Annotated in this window: 15 protein-coding genes; 10 read left to right on the forward strand and 5 right to left on the reverse strand. The window is 66.6% G+C overall.

The features are described from left to right. Positions 1 to 124: 124 nt before the first annotated feature. Together ACCQ16_RS06700 and ACCQ16_RS06705 are read right to left on the reverse strand one after the other, a co-directional pair. Positions 125 to 598: an FKBP-type peptidyl-prolyl cis-trans isomerase gene (locus ACCQ16_RS06700; RefSeq protein ID WP_014089711.1), complete on the reverse strand. Its 474-nt coding sequence runs from the start codon at positions 596 to 598 to the stop codon at positions 125 to 127. Positions 599 to 911: 313 nt separating this feature from the next. Next, positions 912 to 1961 (reverse strand): cation diffusion facilitator family transporter, encoded by a 1050-nt coding sequence (locus ACCQ16_RS06705; protein WP_029818996.1) that lies wholly within the window; start codon positions 1959 to 1961, stop codon positions 912 to 914. Between the two features lie 114 nt (positions 1962 to 2075). Between ACCQ16_RS06705 and ACCQ16_RS06710 the strand changes: the two genes are divergently transcribed. Then, positions 2076 to 2411 (forward strand): zinc ribbon domain-containing protein YjdM, encoded by a 336-nt coding sequence (locus tag ACCQ16_RS06710; RefSeq protein ID WP_011346848.1) that lies wholly within the window; start codon positions 2076 to 2078, stop codon positions 2409 to 2411. 546 nt (positions 2412 to 2957) lie between these two features. Here the strand turns inward: ACCQ16_RS06710 and ACCQ16_RS06715 are convergent. Beyond that, positions 2958 to 4076: an alkene reductase gene (locus ACCQ16_RS06715; protein ID WP_031421809.1), complete on the reverse strand. Its 1119-nt coding sequence runs from the start codon at positions 4074 to 4076 to the stop codon at positions 2958 to 2960. A 218-nt stretch (positions 4077 to 4294) separates the two neighbouring features. On the opposite strand from ACCQ16_RS06715, the gene ACCQ16_RS06720 reads away from it, so the two are divergent. From ACCQ16_RS06720 to ACCQ16_RS06750, 7 genes are all read left to right on the forward strand, one after another. Further along, the gene (locus ACCQ16_RS06720) at positions 4295 to 5506 is read left to right on the forward strand and encodes an MFS transporter (RefSeq protein ID WP_008578225.1); all 1212 of its coding nucleotides are present in this window, start codon (positions 4295 to 4297) and stop codon (positions 5504 to 5506) included. Between the two features lie 162 nt (positions 5507 to 5668). Next, complete coding sequence (locus ACCQ16_RS06725) at positions 5669 to 5839, forward strand: hypothetical protein (RefSeq protein WP_014089715.1); 171 nt, start codon at positions 5669 to 5671, stop codon at positions 5837 to 5839. A 219-nt stretch (positions 5840 to 6058) separates the two neighbouring features. Continuing rightward, the gene (locus ACCQ16_RS06730; RefSeq protein WP_014089716.1) at positions 6059 to 6514 is read left to right on the forward strand and encodes a PA2169 family four-helix-bundle protein; all 456 of its coding nucleotides are present in this window, start codon (positions 6059 to 6061) and stop codon (positions 6512 to 6514) included. Positions 6515 to 6784: 270 nt separating this feature from the next. After that, the gene (gene thpR / locus ACCQ16_RS06735; RefSeq protein ID WP_008578228.1) at positions 6785 to 7387 is read left to right on the forward strand and encodes an RNA 2',3'-cyclic phosphodiesterase; all 603 of its coding nucleotides are present in this window, start codon (positions 6785 to 6787) and stop codon (positions 7385 to 7387) included. A gap of 35 nt (positions 7388 to 7422) precedes the next feature. Beyond that, positions 7423 to 8028, forward strand: a complete 606-nt coding sequence (locus ACCQ16_RS06740; protein ID WP_031421811.1) for an HD domain-containing protein — start codon at positions 7423 to 7425, stop codon at positions 8026 to 8028. A gap of 60 nt (positions 8029 to 8088) precedes the next feature. Further along, positions 8089 to 8283 (forward strand): oxidoreductase-like domain-containing protein, encoded by a 195-nt coding sequence (locus ACCQ16_RS06745; protein ID WP_008578230.1) that lies wholly within the window; start codon positions 8089 to 8091, stop codon positions 8281 to 8283. 69 nt (positions 8284 to 8352) lie between these two features. Further along, on the forward strand, positions 8353 to 9726 hold the full coding sequence (locus tag ACCQ16_RS06750; RefSeq protein ID WP_218534242.1) for a virulence factor: 1374 nt from the start codon (positions 8353 to 8355) through the stop codon (positions 9724 to 9726). Between the two features lie 292 nt (positions 9727 to 10018). On the opposite strand, the gene mprF is transcribed toward ACCQ16_RS06750, so the two are convergent. Continuing rightward, positions 10019 to 12583 carry a bifunctional lysylphosphatidylglycerol flippase/synthetase MprF gene (gene mprF / locus ACCQ16_RS06755; RefSeq protein ID WP_014089718.1) on the reverse strand — a complete coding sequence of 855 codons (2565 nt, stop codon included), beginning with the start codon at positions 12581 to 12583 and terminating at the stop codon, positions 10019 to 10021. Between the two features lie 92 nt (positions 12584 to 12675). Here mprF and ACCQ16_RS06760 point away from each other — a divergent pair, with 92 nt between their 5' ends. Both ACCQ16_RS06760 and ACCQ16_RS06765 read left to right on the forward strand, forming a co-directional pair. Next, entirely contained in the window at positions 12676 to 13554 is an 879-nt protein-coding gene (locus tag ACCQ16_RS06760; RefSeq protein ID WP_318658815.1) for a DUF998 domain-containing protein, read from the forward strand. Between the two features lie 10 nt (positions 13555 to 13564). Then, positions 13565 to 13912 (forward strand): RidA family protein, encoded by a 348-nt coding sequence (locus ACCQ16_RS06765; protein WP_008578235.1) that lies wholly within the window; start codon positions 13565 to 13567, stop codon positions 13910 to 13912. Between the two features lie 156 nt (positions 13913 to 14068). Here the strand turns inward: ACCQ16_RS06765 and ACCQ16_RS06770 are convergent, their stop codons facing one another. Next, entirely contained in the window at positions 14069 to 15139 is a 1071-nt protein-coding gene (locus tag ACCQ16_RS06770; RefSeq protein ID WP_029819003.1) for an SAM-dependent methyltransferase, read from the reverse strand.

The raw sequence follows: 15139 nt of genomic DNA on the forward strand, positions 1-15139 counted from the left end.
CTTTACTACGCCCGCCGCACCTGCCGTCGAGATCGGCAGCGTCGGTGACGCCATGGCCCAGCGCGAGCGCTGTGTTGCGCACTGGCCCGCGCCGCAGCCAGGAGGGCGCGCGGCGCGCGCCGGGTCAGGCGGCCAGCTCGGCCACGTGACCGTCGTTCAATTCCTGCGTGGTGGCCTCGCGCACTGCCACCACCTCGACCGCGAAGTGCAGGGTTTGCCCGGCGAGCGGGTGGTTGCCGTCCACGGTGACCTGATCGGGGCCAACCGCGGTCACGGTGACCAGGACCGGGCCTTGCTGCGTGCGCGCCTCGAACTGCACGCCGGGTACCACGTCGACATCGGTCGGAAACGCATCGCGCGGCACCTGCTGGATGAGCTGCTCGTGGCGCGGGCCATAGCCCTGTTCGGGCACGACGTCGGCGGTGAGCGTATCGCCCAGCCGCTTGCCTTCCAGTGCCTGCTCCAGGCCGGGCACGATGTTGCCGGCGCCATGCAGATAACTCAGCGGAGTATCGGGCGTGGAGCGGTCAAGCACTTGGCCGTTGTCGTCGGAAAGGGTGTAGTGGATGGTCGCAACGCGACCCTGGCTGATTTCCATTGGAAACCTCCATGAATGGGTGATCGAGGGGAATGCATCGGCTGATTCACGATGCGAAGAGGTGCCGCACGCACACCGTAGGCAATCGCACCGGATCATGCAACCGCAGCCAGGTTTGCGGTTGAGGCGGGGATCAGCTTGGCGGCACGACCGCCACGACCAGGCTCGCGCCGGCTGCCTCAGCGCGAAGACGGAGTGGAGCGTGGAGTGCGTTGGGCCGACCGTCTGCAGCGCGCAATGGACCAACGCGCAGCGACGCGGTGACCCACGGGCATGCTTCACGACATCTGCATGCCGCACGCTTCGGTCTCCCTCAGTCCGGCGCTGCTCCGCTCTCGATCTGCGCACGCCGTGCACGCCAGGTTTCCGGGGTCTGCGGCTTGATGAACAGTGCGGTGAGCTCGGGATGTTGCTGCTTGGCAGCGGCTTCGATCCGCCCGACGCAGGCCTCGATCTGCGGTGTGGTGCGGCTGTCTTCGAACTCGGCGCTCAACGCCGCCACCACCTGGTTGGGGCCCATTTGCATGGTGAGCACGCCATTGGCCGCACGCACGTCCGGGTCGCTGGCGGCAATGCGCAGCAGCGAGTCGGTAACATGCGCATGCGCCGGCTCGCCGATCAGCAGGCCCTTGGTTTCGCGCGCCAGCAGGAACGCGGTAAACGCCAGCACGCCGGCAATGCCGATCGAGGCGATGCCGTCGAGTTCGGGCATGTCGAACAATTGCGCTCCGGCCAGGCCGAGCAGTGCCATCAGCAGGCCGATCAACGCAGCGCTGTCTTCCAGCAACACGGTGAAGGTGGTGGGGTCCTTGCTCTGGCGAAATGCCTGGAAATAGCCCATGCGGCCTTTCTTGGAGCGAAATTCGCGCACCGCCACCACCCATGAAATGCCTTCGAACACGATCGATACGCCGAGCACGCAGTAGGCAATCAGATGGCTCTTGGCCGGCTCGGGGTTGCGTAAATGCACGATGCCTTCGTACAGCGACACGCCTGCACCCATCGCGAAGACCAGCAGGGCGACGATGAAACTCCAGAAATACAGCTCGCGCCCGTAACCGAACGGATGGGTCGGGGTGGGCGGCTGCGCAGCGCGGCGCAAGCCATACAGCAGCAGCACTTCGTTGACGGTGTCCACCAGCGAATGCACGCCTTCGCTGAGCATGGCCGAGCTGCCGGAAATGCCGGCGGCGATGAACTTGGCCACGGCAATGGCCAGATTGCCCGCCAGTGCCACGTACACCACCACGTGCGAACCCTTGGGCTTGCCTGGGCCATTGTCGCTGGCGGCGGGTTCGCTTTGTTGGGTGTGAGGGGAGGGCGGCGTTGTGCGCGGGGGAGTGGACACTGGCTGATTGGACACGCGCGACCTGCGGGGCATTCGACAAGCGCCGCACTATCGCCCCATCCCCGTGCCGGGTGCGTGATCGCGCACCCGGGCGGCTACAATCCACGCCCGCTTCGATCAAGGAATTGCATGCCTACCGTCCCCGCCTGTCCGCAATGCGGACTGGAAAATACCTATGCCGATGGCGCGATGTCGATCTGCGCCGACTGCGGCTTCGAATGGAGCGCAGGCGATGCCGCGGCAGACACGACGGTGGTGCGCGACAGCAACGGCAACGTGCTGCAGGCCGGCGACACGGTGACCGTGATCAAGGATCTCAAGGTCAAGGGCTCTTCGATCCCGCTCAAGCAGGGCACGGTGATCCGCAACATTCGCCTGGTCGAAGACGATGCCGAGCACATCGAGGGCAACTCGGAAAAGATCAAGGGCCTGGTGTTGAAGACCTGTTTCCTGCGCAAGGCGTAAGCGCGGTGACCCAGTGGCGCGGCAGTGTGCGTTGGCGGAAGCCGGGGCGCGCTCGCCCCAATGCGCAGCGCACCTGCGGATAGGGCAGTGCAGGCCCGTTGCGCTAATCGCGCGGATACACCGCCGCCACCATGCAGCCCTGTCGCATGCGCGAGAGCCTTGGCAATGAGATAGCTGCATCATCGGCAGCGTTGGCGTACTGGCAATCGCGACGGTAAGCGCGCATGCGCCGCTGCGAAATCACGTGTGGTGATGGGGTGGCGTTGCGGATCAGATGATGCAGGGTGACGAGTGTCGGGCGCGCATGGCAACCGGCAAAAAACTCGATGCCAATAACGCACGACCAGGTGCGCGCAGGCGATGCGCAGGATGCCGGCAGCGGTCCGCCTGGCAATCACCGAGCGGCCGCATGGCCAGCGGCGCGCATGCAAGACCGGTCGCTGCTTATCGGCCAACAGCAGGCATGCAGTGCATCGGCGTCACCCACGGCAACCGCACCGTGCCAGCCGGCAGGTGCGGTCGCGTGGTCAGCGGCCGATCAGGCGATTACTCCGGCAAAGCGGGGTAGTCGGTGTAACCCTTGGCACCGCCGCCGTACATGGTGGCCTGGTCGATCTCGGCCAGCGGCGCGTTCTCGCGCAGGCGACGCACCAGGTCCGGATTGGCGATGAACGGGCGGCCATACGCGATCGCATCGGCGTAGCCGCTGCTGATGGCCTGTTCGGACATGCCGCGGTCGTAGCCGTTGTTGGCGATCCAGGCGCCGTCGAACTTGGCGCGCAGCGCGGCATAGTCGAAGGCGATGTTGTCGCGCGGGCCGCCGGTGGCGCCCTCGATCACGTGCACGAAGGCCAGCCCGCCGATCAGGTTCAGGCGCTCGACCGCACGTTCGAACAGCGGCTGCGGGTCGGAGTCGTGCGCGCCGTACACCGGGGTCACCGGCGACAAGCGCACGCCGGTGCGCTCGGCGCCGATTTCATCGGCAATCGCCTGCACCACTTCGGCAAGCAGGCGGGTACGGTTTTCGATATCGCCACCGTAGGCATCGGTGCGCTGGTTGGAGCTGTCGCGCAGGAACTGGTCCAACAAATAGCCGTTGGCCGCATGCACTTCCACGCCGTCGAAGCCGGCATCGATCGCGTTGCGCGCCGCGATGCGGTAGTCCTCGATCAAGCCGGGGATTTCATCCAATGCCAGCGCGCGCGGCTCGGACACGTCCTCGAATCCGTTCTTGGTGAAGGTCTTGCCTTCGGCGCGAATGGCGCTGGGCGCAACCGGCACTTCGCCCGGCGGCAGCACACTGGTGTGCGAGACGCGGCCAACGTGCCACAGCTGCAGCACGATCTTGCCGCCGCGGCGATGCACTTCGTCAGTGACGGCGCGCCAGCCCTCGATTTGTTCCTTGGTGTAGATGCCGGGCGTATCGAGGTAACCCTGGCCCAGCGGACTGATCTGGGTGCCTTCGGCCACGATCAGGCCGGCGGTGGCGCGCTGGCCGTAATACTCAGCGGCAAGCGGCGAGGGCACCTGGCCGGCGACCGCGCGATTGCGCGTCAGCGGGGCCATGATCACGCGGTTGGCAAGCTCCAGCGCGCCCAGGCGCACCGGCGAGAACAAGGGGGATTGTGTGGATTTGGACATCAGCAACCAGTCGAAATTGATCACGCGCCAAGCGCGACGCCGCGCCGATCGCGGTGCCCGGTAGCGATGGTGGCGGACTCAAGCAGATTCGAGCGACGCAGATAGGACACAGCGTCCCTGTCGCGTCGAATGCGCTGCAACTGTGATGGAGTGGGCGCTGGCACTGAACCGCCCCTGGTGTCGCGCTTTCCTGCTCTGCTGCATTGCACAATAATAGACCGCCCGCCACTCTGGAGTCGGGCATGACCGATACCGACCTTTCTTCGCCACGCGTGTCCCGGCGCGATTACGTGCTGATCCTGCTTGCGCTGGCGATGGGCGGCTTTGCGATCGGCATCAGCGAATTCTCCACCATGGGCCTGATGACGCAGATTGCGCAGGGCCTGCAGATCACCGAGCCGCAGGTCGGTCACGTCATCAGCGCGTATGCGTTGGGCGTGGTGGTGGGTGCGCCCTTGCTGGCGATCCTGGGCGCGCGCTGGCCGCGGCGCACCTTGTTGCTGCTGTTGATGGTGTTCTATGCGCTGGGCAACGTGGCCAGCGCATTGGCACCGAGCTACCACGCCATGCTGCTGTGCCGCTTTATCGCCGGACTGCCGCATGGCGCCTACTTCGGCGTCGCGTCGCTGGTGGCCGCATCGATCAGCCCGCCCAATCAACGTGCCACTGCAGTGGGGCGCGTGTTGTTGGGTCTGAGCGTTGCGCTGCTGGTGGGCAACCCGCTGGCAACCTGGCTGGGGCAAATCGTGAGCTGGCGCTGGGCCTATGCGTCGGTGTCGGTGATTGCGCTGGGCACGGTCGCCGCTGTGGCGGTCCTGTTGCCGCCGCAGCCGGAGGAGCCGCGCCAGCAGCCGCTGCGCGAATTGCGCGCGTTCAATCAGCCGCAGGTGTGGCTGGCGTTGGCGATCGGGGCGGTGGGTTTTTCCGGCATGTTCTGCGTCTTCAGTTACCTTGCGCCGACCTTGACTGCTGTGACCGGCGTGACCGCAGCGCGCATCCCGTTGGCGATGGTGGCATTCGGCGTGGGCGGGGTGCTGGGAAGCATCCTGGGCGGTTGGTTGTTCGATCGCATGCAGTTCCGCGCCGTACCGGTGTTGCTGCTGTGGTCGGTGGTGGTGATGTTGACGTTTCCGCTGGCAGCGCAGTCAGGCGTGTGGGTGTTCGTCTCGATCGTGGCGGTCGGCACCATGGGGGCGTTGGCGCCGGCCTTACAGACGCGCTTGATGGACGTGGCGGCAGAAGCGCAGACCCTGGCCGCAGCGTCCAACCATGCAGCGTTCAATACGGCCAATGCATTGGGTCCATGGCTGGGCGGCATGGCGATCACGGCAGGCTGGGGTTGGACCTCCACCGGCTACGTCGGCGCGGCCACCGCGCTCGGCGGGTTGCTGGTCTATGCAGCGGCGGTGTGGCAGGAACGCCATCGGCAACGTGCAGTGCTGACGAATTGCTGAGTTGCCGGTGCCGCAATGCGTCAAGCGCCCGCGGCGCCGTTTCGCTCCGGTGGCAGCTTGCGCCGCCATGCAGCGATTCGCACGGCCCATGTGCCATCACGACAGCCATCTCACGGGGCGCCGGCGAGACTTCGCGTTCCATCAAGCGGACCGAACAGTGCCATGAACGAGTTCACTCCACCGCCGTGGAAGCGCTCCAATCCCAAGGGCAAGGCGAAGTCGACACCGTTGACCGATGCGCAAAAAGCAGCCGCCAAGCAGCGCGCCGAAGAGGCGGGGCGGCCGTATCCGAATCTGGTCGACAACATGTGGGCTAGCCGCCAGCCGAAGTGATCTTGACCCGCTGTTGGCATGGATGAATTGCAATTCATCGCCTGCATGATGGCGTGAGGACGATGCCCGCATCGCTCACATATCGATTATGCGGGCGACTCGAGGATGAGGCCGTACACAACGCGACGGCACTGCAATCAACCCATCGATTGACTCAACCCGCCGCACGCGCAGTCATCGCACCGCGCGGCGTCGGTCCATCCAAACAAGGAGCCACACATGAGCATTCAGAGCAAAACTGAGCATAGCCTCAACGACCTCATCGCCATCTCGCGCGACGGCAAGGACTTCTACGAAGAAGCCGCGGCCAAGGTGGGCGACGCGGAGCTCGCGACGCTGTTCCGCCGCATCGCCGGCGTCAAGACCGACATCGTCAGCAGCCTGAGCAGTGTGGTCGCCGCCGCCGGTGGCACGCCGGAACAGCACGGCACCATGGTGGGCAGCATGCAGCAGTTCTACGGCAAGGTTCGCGCAACCCTGGGCGACACCAAGTACGGCTATGTGGCCGAGTTGGAAGAGTCCGAAGACCGTCTGTTGAAGGCGTTCGACGAGACCATCGCCGACCAGGACACCCCGGCCGCTGCACGCGAAGCCGCGCTGCGCCTGCTGCCTGAGGTACGCGCTTGCCATGACGTCATGCGCAACCGCAAGCATGCGATGAAGAGCGCCGCATAAGCTGCGCGTTGAACCGAGTGCATCGTCACCGATCCGATGCAGCTCCGGAGTAAGACGATAAAGGCGGAAACGGGCAGCGCATGCTGCCCGTTTCTTTGTGTGTCGCCGCAGGCGCGCATGCATGGCGCAAGGCCGCAATCGCAGTTCCACGCAATGCAAGAGGTTCCACACCCGCGCATGCATGCCGGCATGTCCGGCACGCGTTGGGTCTGCTAGTATCCGCCGCCCTTCTTCAGGCAGGCCCGCGTTGCGCGGTCGCGGCATCCACCCATGAAGCAACAGTTCCTGTACCTGTCGTCGGCCGAGGCACAGCTGTCGCTCGGGCTTGGAGAAGAGAAGACCACCGAACGTCTGTTTTTCGCGGTGATGGCCGATGCGTCCACTGCCGAGCATGCAGCGCGCATTGCCGACCGCCTGTTGCAAGGCGGGCACGCCCAAGGCAAGGCGCTTGCGCGCGAACGGCTGCATGTGACCCTGCATCATCTGGGCGATTACGCCGGTGGTCTGCCGCCATCGTTGGTGAGCCGCGCCAGCCAGGCCGCGACGCGCGTGCAGATGGACGCGTTCGAGGTGGAGTTCGATCGCGTCGGCACCTTCGGCGGCAGGCGCTCGCAACTTCCCTGCGTGCTGCGTGGCGAAGAGCAGGTGCGCGGGCTTTACGAGCTGCAGGGCGCATTGGGAAGGCAGCTGGCGCATGTGGGCATTGCCGGCGACGCGCAATACACGCCGCACATGACGCTGCTGTACTGCAATCAGGCGGTGCCGCAGCGGCGCTGCGATGCGCTAGCCTGGACCGTGCGCGATTTCGCGCTGGTGCGCAGCTTTCTTGGCCAGTCGCGCTACCAGATCGAAGGCCGCTGGTCGCTGCGCTGATGTGCATGGCCGCGCGTACGCGGTAGCCTGCGGACATGGACATCGCCACGCCATTGCCATTGCAGGCCGACCACCTGGCCGCGCTCGAACAGGCCTATGCCGCCCCGCCGCGCGCTTACCACCACTTCGGCCACGTTCGCGCGGTGCTGCAGCACTACGCCGAGGTCGCGGCCGGGCCGGGCTGGCGCCAGCCGACAGAAGTCTGGCTGGCGGTGCTGTTCCATGATGCGGTGTATCAGCCCGGACGCAGTGACAACGAGGCGCAATCGGCACTGATGGCGGCCGAAGCCATCCCGCGCTGGTGGCCGCAGGCGCGGGTGGATGTCGAGCGGGTGCAGGCGCTGATCCTGCTCACGGCTCGGCACGGGCACGTGCTGCCGCAGGACGTGGATGAAGACGCCGCGCTGTTCCTGGACTGCGACATGGCGATCCTGGCCGCGCCCGCAGCGGTGTTCGATGCCTACGATCAGGCCATCGCCGAGGAGTATCGCGGGCACGTGCCCAGCGTGCTGTTCCGGGTCAATCGCCGCCGGTTCCTGGCCGGTGTGCTCAAGCAGCCGCGCATCTTCCTGAGCGACTACTTCCATACCCATTACGACACCGCGGCGCGCGCCAATCTGCGCCGGCGGCTGGGGCGCTGAGCCTACGCCCCAGCCGGCTGCATGTCCGGCTGAGTCCGATGCGCACGCTACAATGGCCGCATGCACGACAGCGCTGCTTCCCGCCCAGACCCACGCCCGATCGCCCCGCAGCCGCCTGCGCCCAACGAATGCTGTGAGAGCGGCTGCCCGCTGTGCGTGCACGATCTGTATGCCGAGGAGCTGACGCGTTACCGCCAGGCCCTGGCAGCGTGGGAAGCGCGCCAGCCGGCGGTCAGCCGCCCCGAGGCGCAATGAGCCAGGTCCTGCGCTTCGCGCTGCAGTCCGGAACGATTATCTTTGAACCACTTTTCCCGATGGTGCGACATGCGACGACTTGAAATGTGGAGCGCGCTCTGCGGCGCGGCGATGTTGACGCTGTCGGGCATGGCCGCCGCGCAGGCGCCGGAACCGGTCAGCCACGGCCGTTTCGAGCAGGTGCCGGTGCTGATGCCCAAGGGCGAGCCGCAACGGGTGGTGATCTGGCTGGCCGGTGCGGGCGATGCCGCCAAGCGCCAGGCCCAGGCAGAAAGCCTGCGCGCCGACGGTGCGATGGTGGCGGTGGTGGACACCGCGCACCTGTACGCAGTGCTGCGCAAGGCTGGCGGCACCTGCACGTTCTCGGTCGGCGACGTGGAAAATTTCTCGCGTTACGTGCAGGCCTTCTATCACATCCCCACCTATCGTCTGCCGCTGCTGGTGGGCGATGGCGAGGGCGCCGCGTTGGCCTACGCGATCGCGGCTCAGGCCAAGCCGCACGTCCTGGCCGGCGTGCTCACCGACGGGCTCTGCCCGGCCACCGTGTCCAACCAGGCAATCTGCCAGCCGGGTGTACGCCCGGGGACCAACACGCTGTTGCCGGTGCCGTTGCAGATTCCCTGGGTGCTTGCCGCCAGCCAGGACAAACGCTGCCCGGCGGTTGCCGAAGAGGGTTTCCTCAAGCAGGTGCCGCAGGCGCGAACCTTCCGGCGCTCTGCCAAAGGCGACATCCTGCCCGGCCTGCGCGCCGCGGTGCGTTCGCTGGGCGAACAGAAGGGCGTGGCGTTGCCGCCGCCGCCGGGCGGTCTGGCGGATCTGCCGGTGGTGGAACTGCCGGCCAAGCCCGATGGCGACAGCGACGACGACACCTTCGTGATCTTCGTGTCCGGCGATGGCGGTTGGGCAGGCCTGGACGAAGAGGTAGCCGATGCACTCGCCGCGCAAGGCATTCCGGTGGTCGGCCTGGATTCGCTGCGTTACTTCTGGACCGAGCGCACCCCGCAAGGCTTTGCCGACGACCTGGATCGCATTGCCCGCATCTATGCGCAGCGCTGGGATCGCCAGCGCGTGGTACTGATCGGCTTTTCGCAGGGCGCCGACGTGCTGCCGGCGGCCATCAATAAACTGCCCGCTGCGACCAAGCAGAACCTGCGTATGACGGCGCTGCTGTCGGTCGGCAAGCTGGCCGACTACGAGTTCCACGTCAGCAACTGGCTGGGCTCGGACGACGAGGGCCTGCCGATCGCGCCGGAAGTACAGCGTCTGCCGGCCGGCACGACGGTGTGCATCTACGGCCAGGACGACGACGATGCGCTTTGCCCGAACCTGCCCGCAAACGTGGCCAAGCGGGTCGCACTGCCAGGCGATCACCATTTCAAGGGCGATTACACGACCCTGGCCAAGACGATCATGGACCAGTTGCACACGCTGTCGAAGCCGTAAGGCCGGACAGTGTTTGATCTGAGTGCGCCGACCGTGTCCTGGTCGGCGGCACGGTGCCGGGTCCGGAATCGCGACACGCTGTGAATCCATCCTTGGAAGCTCGATGGCGGCATCCATGCCGCCCCACATGCGCTGGCCCGCGGAGGTGGCACCGCGCTTTCACGGTCTGCGACCGCTGCTCCGCACACCAGGATTGCCGGAAACGGCGTGCTCCTGCGTTGTCAATCCGCTCCGGTGGGCGCCAGCAAAGGCGGCCGGACCTGCATGTTCGGCGCCAGCGTCGCGCGCGGGCTTACTCCTGCCGCCCAGGATCGGCCGAGATCAGGCGGGTGACATCCAGCAAGGCGGCCGGCAGATGCATGCCGCCGGGGGCGACCAGATAGCGTGGACGCCAGGTCGGGGCGAACTTCGACTTGAAGCGGCGTAGGCCGCTGAATCCGTAGAAACGCTCGCCGTGCCGCGCGACCAGGCTGGCGAAGCGGTTCCAGCGCCCGGCCAGGCGATGTTCGGCCAGGCCCGACAACGGTGCCATGCCCAGCGAGAACCGCGTGTAGCCGTTGGCCTGGCCCCACAGGAACAACTCGATGAACAGGAAGTCCATAGTGCCCTTCGGTGCCTGCGCGCTGTGCCGCATCAGGTCCACCGACAGTTCGCCGCCGGCCGGTGCCCACCACACGTTGGCAAATGCCACGATCTGGCCTTCGACCTCGGCCACCGCCACCGGGAAGCGACGCAGGTAATCCGGATCGAAGCTGCCCAGCGAAAAGCCTTTCTCTTCGCCGGATTTTTCTTCCAGCCATTGTTCCGACACCTCGGCCAGGCGCGGCAATACCTCCTCCACCTGTTCGGGCGGCAGCATGCGGAAGCTCAGGCCGCCGCGCTTGCCGCGGTTCCAGGCCTGGCGCAGGTCGGCGCGGTCGCGGCCTTCCAGGGTGAAACCCTCCAGCGGCACGATCGCCTCTTCGCCCAGCTTGACCAGGGTCAGGCCCATGTCGAGATAGGTCTGCCAGTAACGTTCGCCGACCTGGTAGAACACCGGGCGCAGGCCCATGTGGTCGGCCTCTTCGCGGAAGCGCCAGATCAGCGCGCACGCCACCTCCGGCGGACCGACCGGGTCGCCCATGGAAATCAACGAACCCCCATAGCGCTGCATCATCACAAAGCCACGGCGCTGCTCATCCAACAAAAACGCCTTGTCGCCGGTCAGCGCCAGGCAGGCCTGGGTATCGGTGCTGGTGGCCAGGATCGGTGCCAGCGTCTGCAGCGTCTGCGCATCGGCCGCCGGCATCGGCCTGCGCCCACCACGCAGCAGGCGCGCCATGCCGAACACGATCACGCCCACGCACAGGATCAGCGCGGCGCGCAATGCACGCGGCGCATTGGCCGAGGTGGCGAACTGCCACCACAGATCGTTGCTGTATTCGACATGGCTGTAGACGAAGAACAGCAGCCAGAACGTGGCCACCAGCACCAGGCCCAGGTTGCTCAGCCAGCGCCACGACCAGGCTTCGTCCAGCAGCGCGCCCTGGCGATAGAACTCGCGTCGCGCCGCCCACAGCGCAACCGCTGCCAGCGCCGCCGACAACGACACCGAGATATGGCTGCCGCGCAGCAGCGCCAACGGCGGCAGCAGCAAGCACACGCCCAGCGCCAGCACCCAGGCCGCATGGCTGCGGCGCTGCAGGCCCTGGCCGATCAGCAGCAGCATCATGCCGCCCAGGCTGACCAGCAGGTGCGAGGTTTCGATCAGCGGCAGCGGCGCCACTTCCTGGCGCGCGCGCGGTGTCGGCAGGGTGCCGTCGATCACCAGCGCGGCACCCACTGCAAACACCGCCAACGCCAGAATCTGCGGCAGCCACGGGCGCAGGGTCTTCCACACGGTGCGCGCGGTGCTGGCGCCGACGCGTACCGGCGCGCGCAGCCCGGAGGCGGCCGCCATGGCCACCGAGATCAGCAGTGGCACGATGTAGTACGTGACGCGGTAGGCCAGCGCCGCGGCCAGGACCGCGGCGGGAGTCACGTGCGGCAGCAGCTTGAGCAGGCTCCACTCGAACACGCCCAGGCCGGCCGGCACGGTGGAGATCAGCCCGGCCACCACGGCCACCAGCCAGATGCCGATGAAGCCGAAGTAGCCGGTACCGGGGTCCGGCGGCAGCAGCACGTAGAACGCGGCCGCGGCCAGGCCCAGTTCCACCACGCTCAGTGCGGTGACGCCCAGCACCGTGGTGCGGTCCGGTAACCAGAACCGGTGGGTGCGGATGCCGAACTCGCGGCCCTGTTTGCCGACCAGCGCCAGCATGGCGCCGTAGCCGACCAGCAGGGCGATGCCGGCGATGCGGATGGCCTGCGCGGTGATCGGCAACGCGCGCGCGGCCGCTTCCGGTTCCAGCAGCAATGCCAGACCCAGCAGCACCCAGGCCCCGAAGATGAAGCCCAGGGTGCTCATCAGCACCACCTGGCCAATCTCGGCCAGGGTCAGGCCCACGCTGCCGTAGCCGCGCAGTCGCACGGCGCCGCCGGTGAGTGCGGCAAAGCCCAATGTCTGCCCGACCGCATGCGCCATGAAGGCGGTGATGCCCACCCGTGCCGGATGCAGCTGCTTGCCGGTGCGCTTGAGCCCCACCCAGTCGAAGCCCACCAGGCACGCGTAGCTGCTCAGGCCGAGCAGCAGCGTCAGTGCGATCTGCCCCGCGCCCAGCGCACGGAACGCATGCCGGATCTGGCGGTAGCCGTGGTCGGTGAACTGCGACGACAGCGCATGCAGGGCCATCGCCAGGATCGCCAGGCTGATGATGACCGGCAAGGCGCGACGCCAACCGCTGGCGGACGTTTCGGAAGACGCGGGGGTATCCGTCATGAGGGCAACGGGATCTGCTGAAAGGGAAGGAGGGTGCATGCACGAGGTGTGCCGCGCGCGCGTTTGCAATGCATGGGCCGGTCGGGTTGAGGGTGCATGCAGCGTGGTTGCGAAGGTGCCGACATCCAGTGAACGCGTGGTTCGATCGTACCGACACAGTGTCCGTGCGGGCCGGCCGCGCGCATCATAGGGCAAAGCCGCACACGCGTGCCGAACGAACACGACAGGACAGCCATGACAGTTGGAAGGCAGACAGGCTGCTGATGCGCACTCCACCCGATTCCCCAACGTTTGCGCCGCACGCGCGGGCCATGCCGCCGCGCTGGAGCGGCCACGCCGGCCGCATCGCCGCCGCCGCGGGCATGGTCTTCATCGGGCTGGTGCTGGTGTTGCAATGGCTGCGCCGCGATCTCTGGTGGGTGGATGCGCAACTGAGCGCCTATCTGCACGGTCCGTATGGCCTGTTGCTGCGCACCGCCTACTGCCTGCTGGCCGCCAGCATGGCGTGGCTGGCGCTGGGGCTGTATGCGGCGTTGGCGCCGGCCGCGCGCAGCCGCACCGTGCTGGGCTTGTTCTGGATGGCGGCAGTGGGGCTGTGCATGGTCTCGATCGGAGACAGCTGGATGCCCGAGCTGGCGCCGGAGGCGGCCGCGATGGTGCATGTGTTGTCGGCGGATACGACGTTTCTGTGCGTGATTGCCGCGGTATTGCTGCAGGCGTGGTACTTCCGGGCCGATGTGCGGTGGCGTGCACACTTTCCTTCGGCCTTCCTGCTGGGCTGGGCAGCGTTTGCGGTGTTGCTGTTCCATGTCACCGTGACCAGCGCACCCCTGGGCATCAGCCAGAAGATCGCCATCGTGCTGATCGTGGCCTGGATGGTGCGCGCGGGCACCGTGTTGGCGCGCTGCGAGCGCGACGGGGCTGCACGTCTGCCGCATTCGCGGGACAATGCAGGGGTCAATCAACCCTAGGAAGCCTGAAATGCTGCAGCGATTCGATGCGGGTCCGCGTATGTCCGAAATGACCGTCCATGCCGGCGTGTGTTACCTGGCCGGCCAGATTGCCGAGGACACCAGCCAGGACATCACTGGGCAGACCCGGCAGGTGCTGGGCGAGATCGACAAGCTGCTGGCGCTGGCGGCCAGCGACAAGACCAAGATCCTGCGTGCAGAGATCTTCCTCGCCGACATCGCCGATTTCGATGGCATGAACAAGGCCTGGGACGAGTGGGTGCCGCACGGCTTCACGCCTGCCCGTGCCACCGTTGAAGCCAAGTTGGCGCGGCCGGAGTGGAAAGTGGAAATCGTGGTGACCGCTGCGGCGGGTTGATCGCGCCACTGGGTGCGGCGCTTGAAGCGGTACGCGCGATTTCACGCAGCGCTTCAGCGCAACCAAGTGACTGCTGCGCGGTTATCGCAGTGCACGCAAGCACGCGCGGTGCATGGTGGCCGGCAGTCATGTTCGCAACGGCTGCCGGCGGTGCAATCAACGTTTGACGAAGCGGTAATGCGCCACGCCCCACTCGCGGCCGTGGTCGTAGCCGAACAATTCCGCGCAGGCCAGCCAGAACATCCGCCAGCGCTGCCACCAACGCTGCGCGTCGTCGCCGTAGGTCTGCTTCAACAGCGGCATGATCTGGTCGCGGTGGCGGTCCTGGTTTTCCAGCCAGGCGTTGGCGGTCTTCTCGTAATGCTCGCCCGACAGCAGCCAACGTTGTTCGATCACCACATCCTGCTGGAAGTGCAGCAGGGTATCGGCCGCCGGCATCAGCCCGCCGGTGAAAAAATGCCGGCCCATCCAGTTGTCTTCGCCGGCCACTTCGAACGGGTAGGCCAGGTCGCGGTGGCAAAAAATGTGCACGAACAGCTTGCCGCCCGGTGCCAGCCAGCTGCCGACGCGTGCGAGCAGGTCGCGGTAGTTGCGCATGTGCTCGAACATTTCCACTGACACCACGCGATCGAAGTCGCCCGGTGGCAGGGTCAGCGCGTTGACGTCGGCAGTGATCACCTGCACGTTGCTCAGCCCGCGCACGCGGCACTGCTCCAGGATATGTGCGCGCTGCGGGCGCGAGTTGGACACCGCCGTGATGCTGGCGTTCGGATAGCGCTCGGCCATCCATAGGGTCAACGAGCCCCAGCCGCAGCCCAGTTCCAGGATGCGTTGACCATCGGCCAGTTCGGCGCGCTCGCCGTACAGCGCCAGCATGCGTTCTTCGGCGGCATCCAGATTGGGCGTGGTGGCATCCCAGTAGCAGCTGCTGTACTTGAGCCGGCGGCCCAGGCACAGGGTGAAGAACTGCGGCGGCAATTCGTAATGCTGGCGATTGGCCGCATCGGTTTCGATCGCGATCGCACTGGCCCGCAGGCTGTCGATGAAGGCGCGCTGCCGCTCGCCGTTGGCATCGGCATCGTTGCCTCGCTCATCGCGCAGGCGCTGCGCGCACAGTCGACGGATGCCGTGGCGCAAGACGGCGTCGGGCAGCACACCGGATTCGGCGAGCCGCGTGGCGAAGGCTTCTTCGGGCTGCGCGGAGGGCGGGACGATAACGGTAGACAT

This window comes from Xanthomonas sp. NCPPB 1062 (genome assembly GCF_041481705.2).
GTDB classification, from domain to species: Bacteria; Pseudomonadota; Gammaproteobacteria; order Xanthomonadales; family Xanthomonadaceae; genus Xanthomonas; species Xanthomonas euvesicatoria.

Bases quoted from the DNA above. Each gene is read 5' to 3' on its own strand.
- ACCQ16_RS06700 (WP_014089711.1), bottom strand. From the start codon at position 598: ATGGAAATCAGCCAGGGTCGCGTTGCGACCATCCACTACACCCTTTCC.
- ACCQ16_RS06710 (WP_011346848.1), top strand. From the start codon at position 2,076: ATGCCTACCGTCCCCGCCTGTCCGCAATGCGGACTGGAAAATACCTAT.
- ACCQ16_RS06720 (WP_008578225.1), top strand. From the start codon at position 4,295: ATGACCGATACCGACCTTTCTTCGCCACGCGTGTCCCGGCGCGATTAC.
- ACCQ16_RS06725 (WP_014089715.1), top strand. From the start codon at position 5,669: ATGAACGAGTTCACTCCACCGCCGTGGAAGCGCTCCAATCCCAAGGGC.
- ACCQ16_RS06730 (WP_014089716.1), top strand. From the start codon at position 6,059: ATGAGCATTCAGAGCAAAACTGAGCATAGCCTCAACGACCTCATCGCC.
- thpR (WP_008578228.1), top strand. From the start codon at position 6,785: ATGAAGCAACAGTTCCTGTACCTGTCGTCGGCCGAGGCACAGCTGTCG.
- ACCQ16_RS06740 (WP_031421811.1), top strand. From the start codon at position 7,423: ATGGACATCGCCACGCCATTGCCATTGCAGGCCGACCACCTGGCCGCG.
- ACCQ16_RS06745 (WP_008578230.1), top strand. From the start codon at position 8,089: ATGCACGACAGCGCTGCTTCCCGCCCAGACCCACGCCCGATCGCCCCG.
- ACCQ16_RS06750 (WP_218534242.1), top strand. From the start codon at position 8,353: ATGCGACGACTTGAAATGTGGAGCGCGCTCTGCGGCGCGGCGATGTTG.
- mprF (WP_014089718.1), bottom strand. From the start codon at position 12,583: ATGACGGATACCCCCGCGTCTTCCGAAACGTCCGCCAGCGGTTGGCGT.
- ACCQ16_RS06765 (WP_008578235.1), top strand. From the start codon at position 13,565: ATGCTGCAGCGATTCGATGCGGGTCCGCGTATGTCCGAAATGACCGTC.
- ACCQ16_RS06770 (WP_029819003.1), bottom strand. From the start codon at position 15,139: ATGTCTACCGTTATCGTCCCGCCCTCCGCGCAGCCCGAAGAAGCCTTC.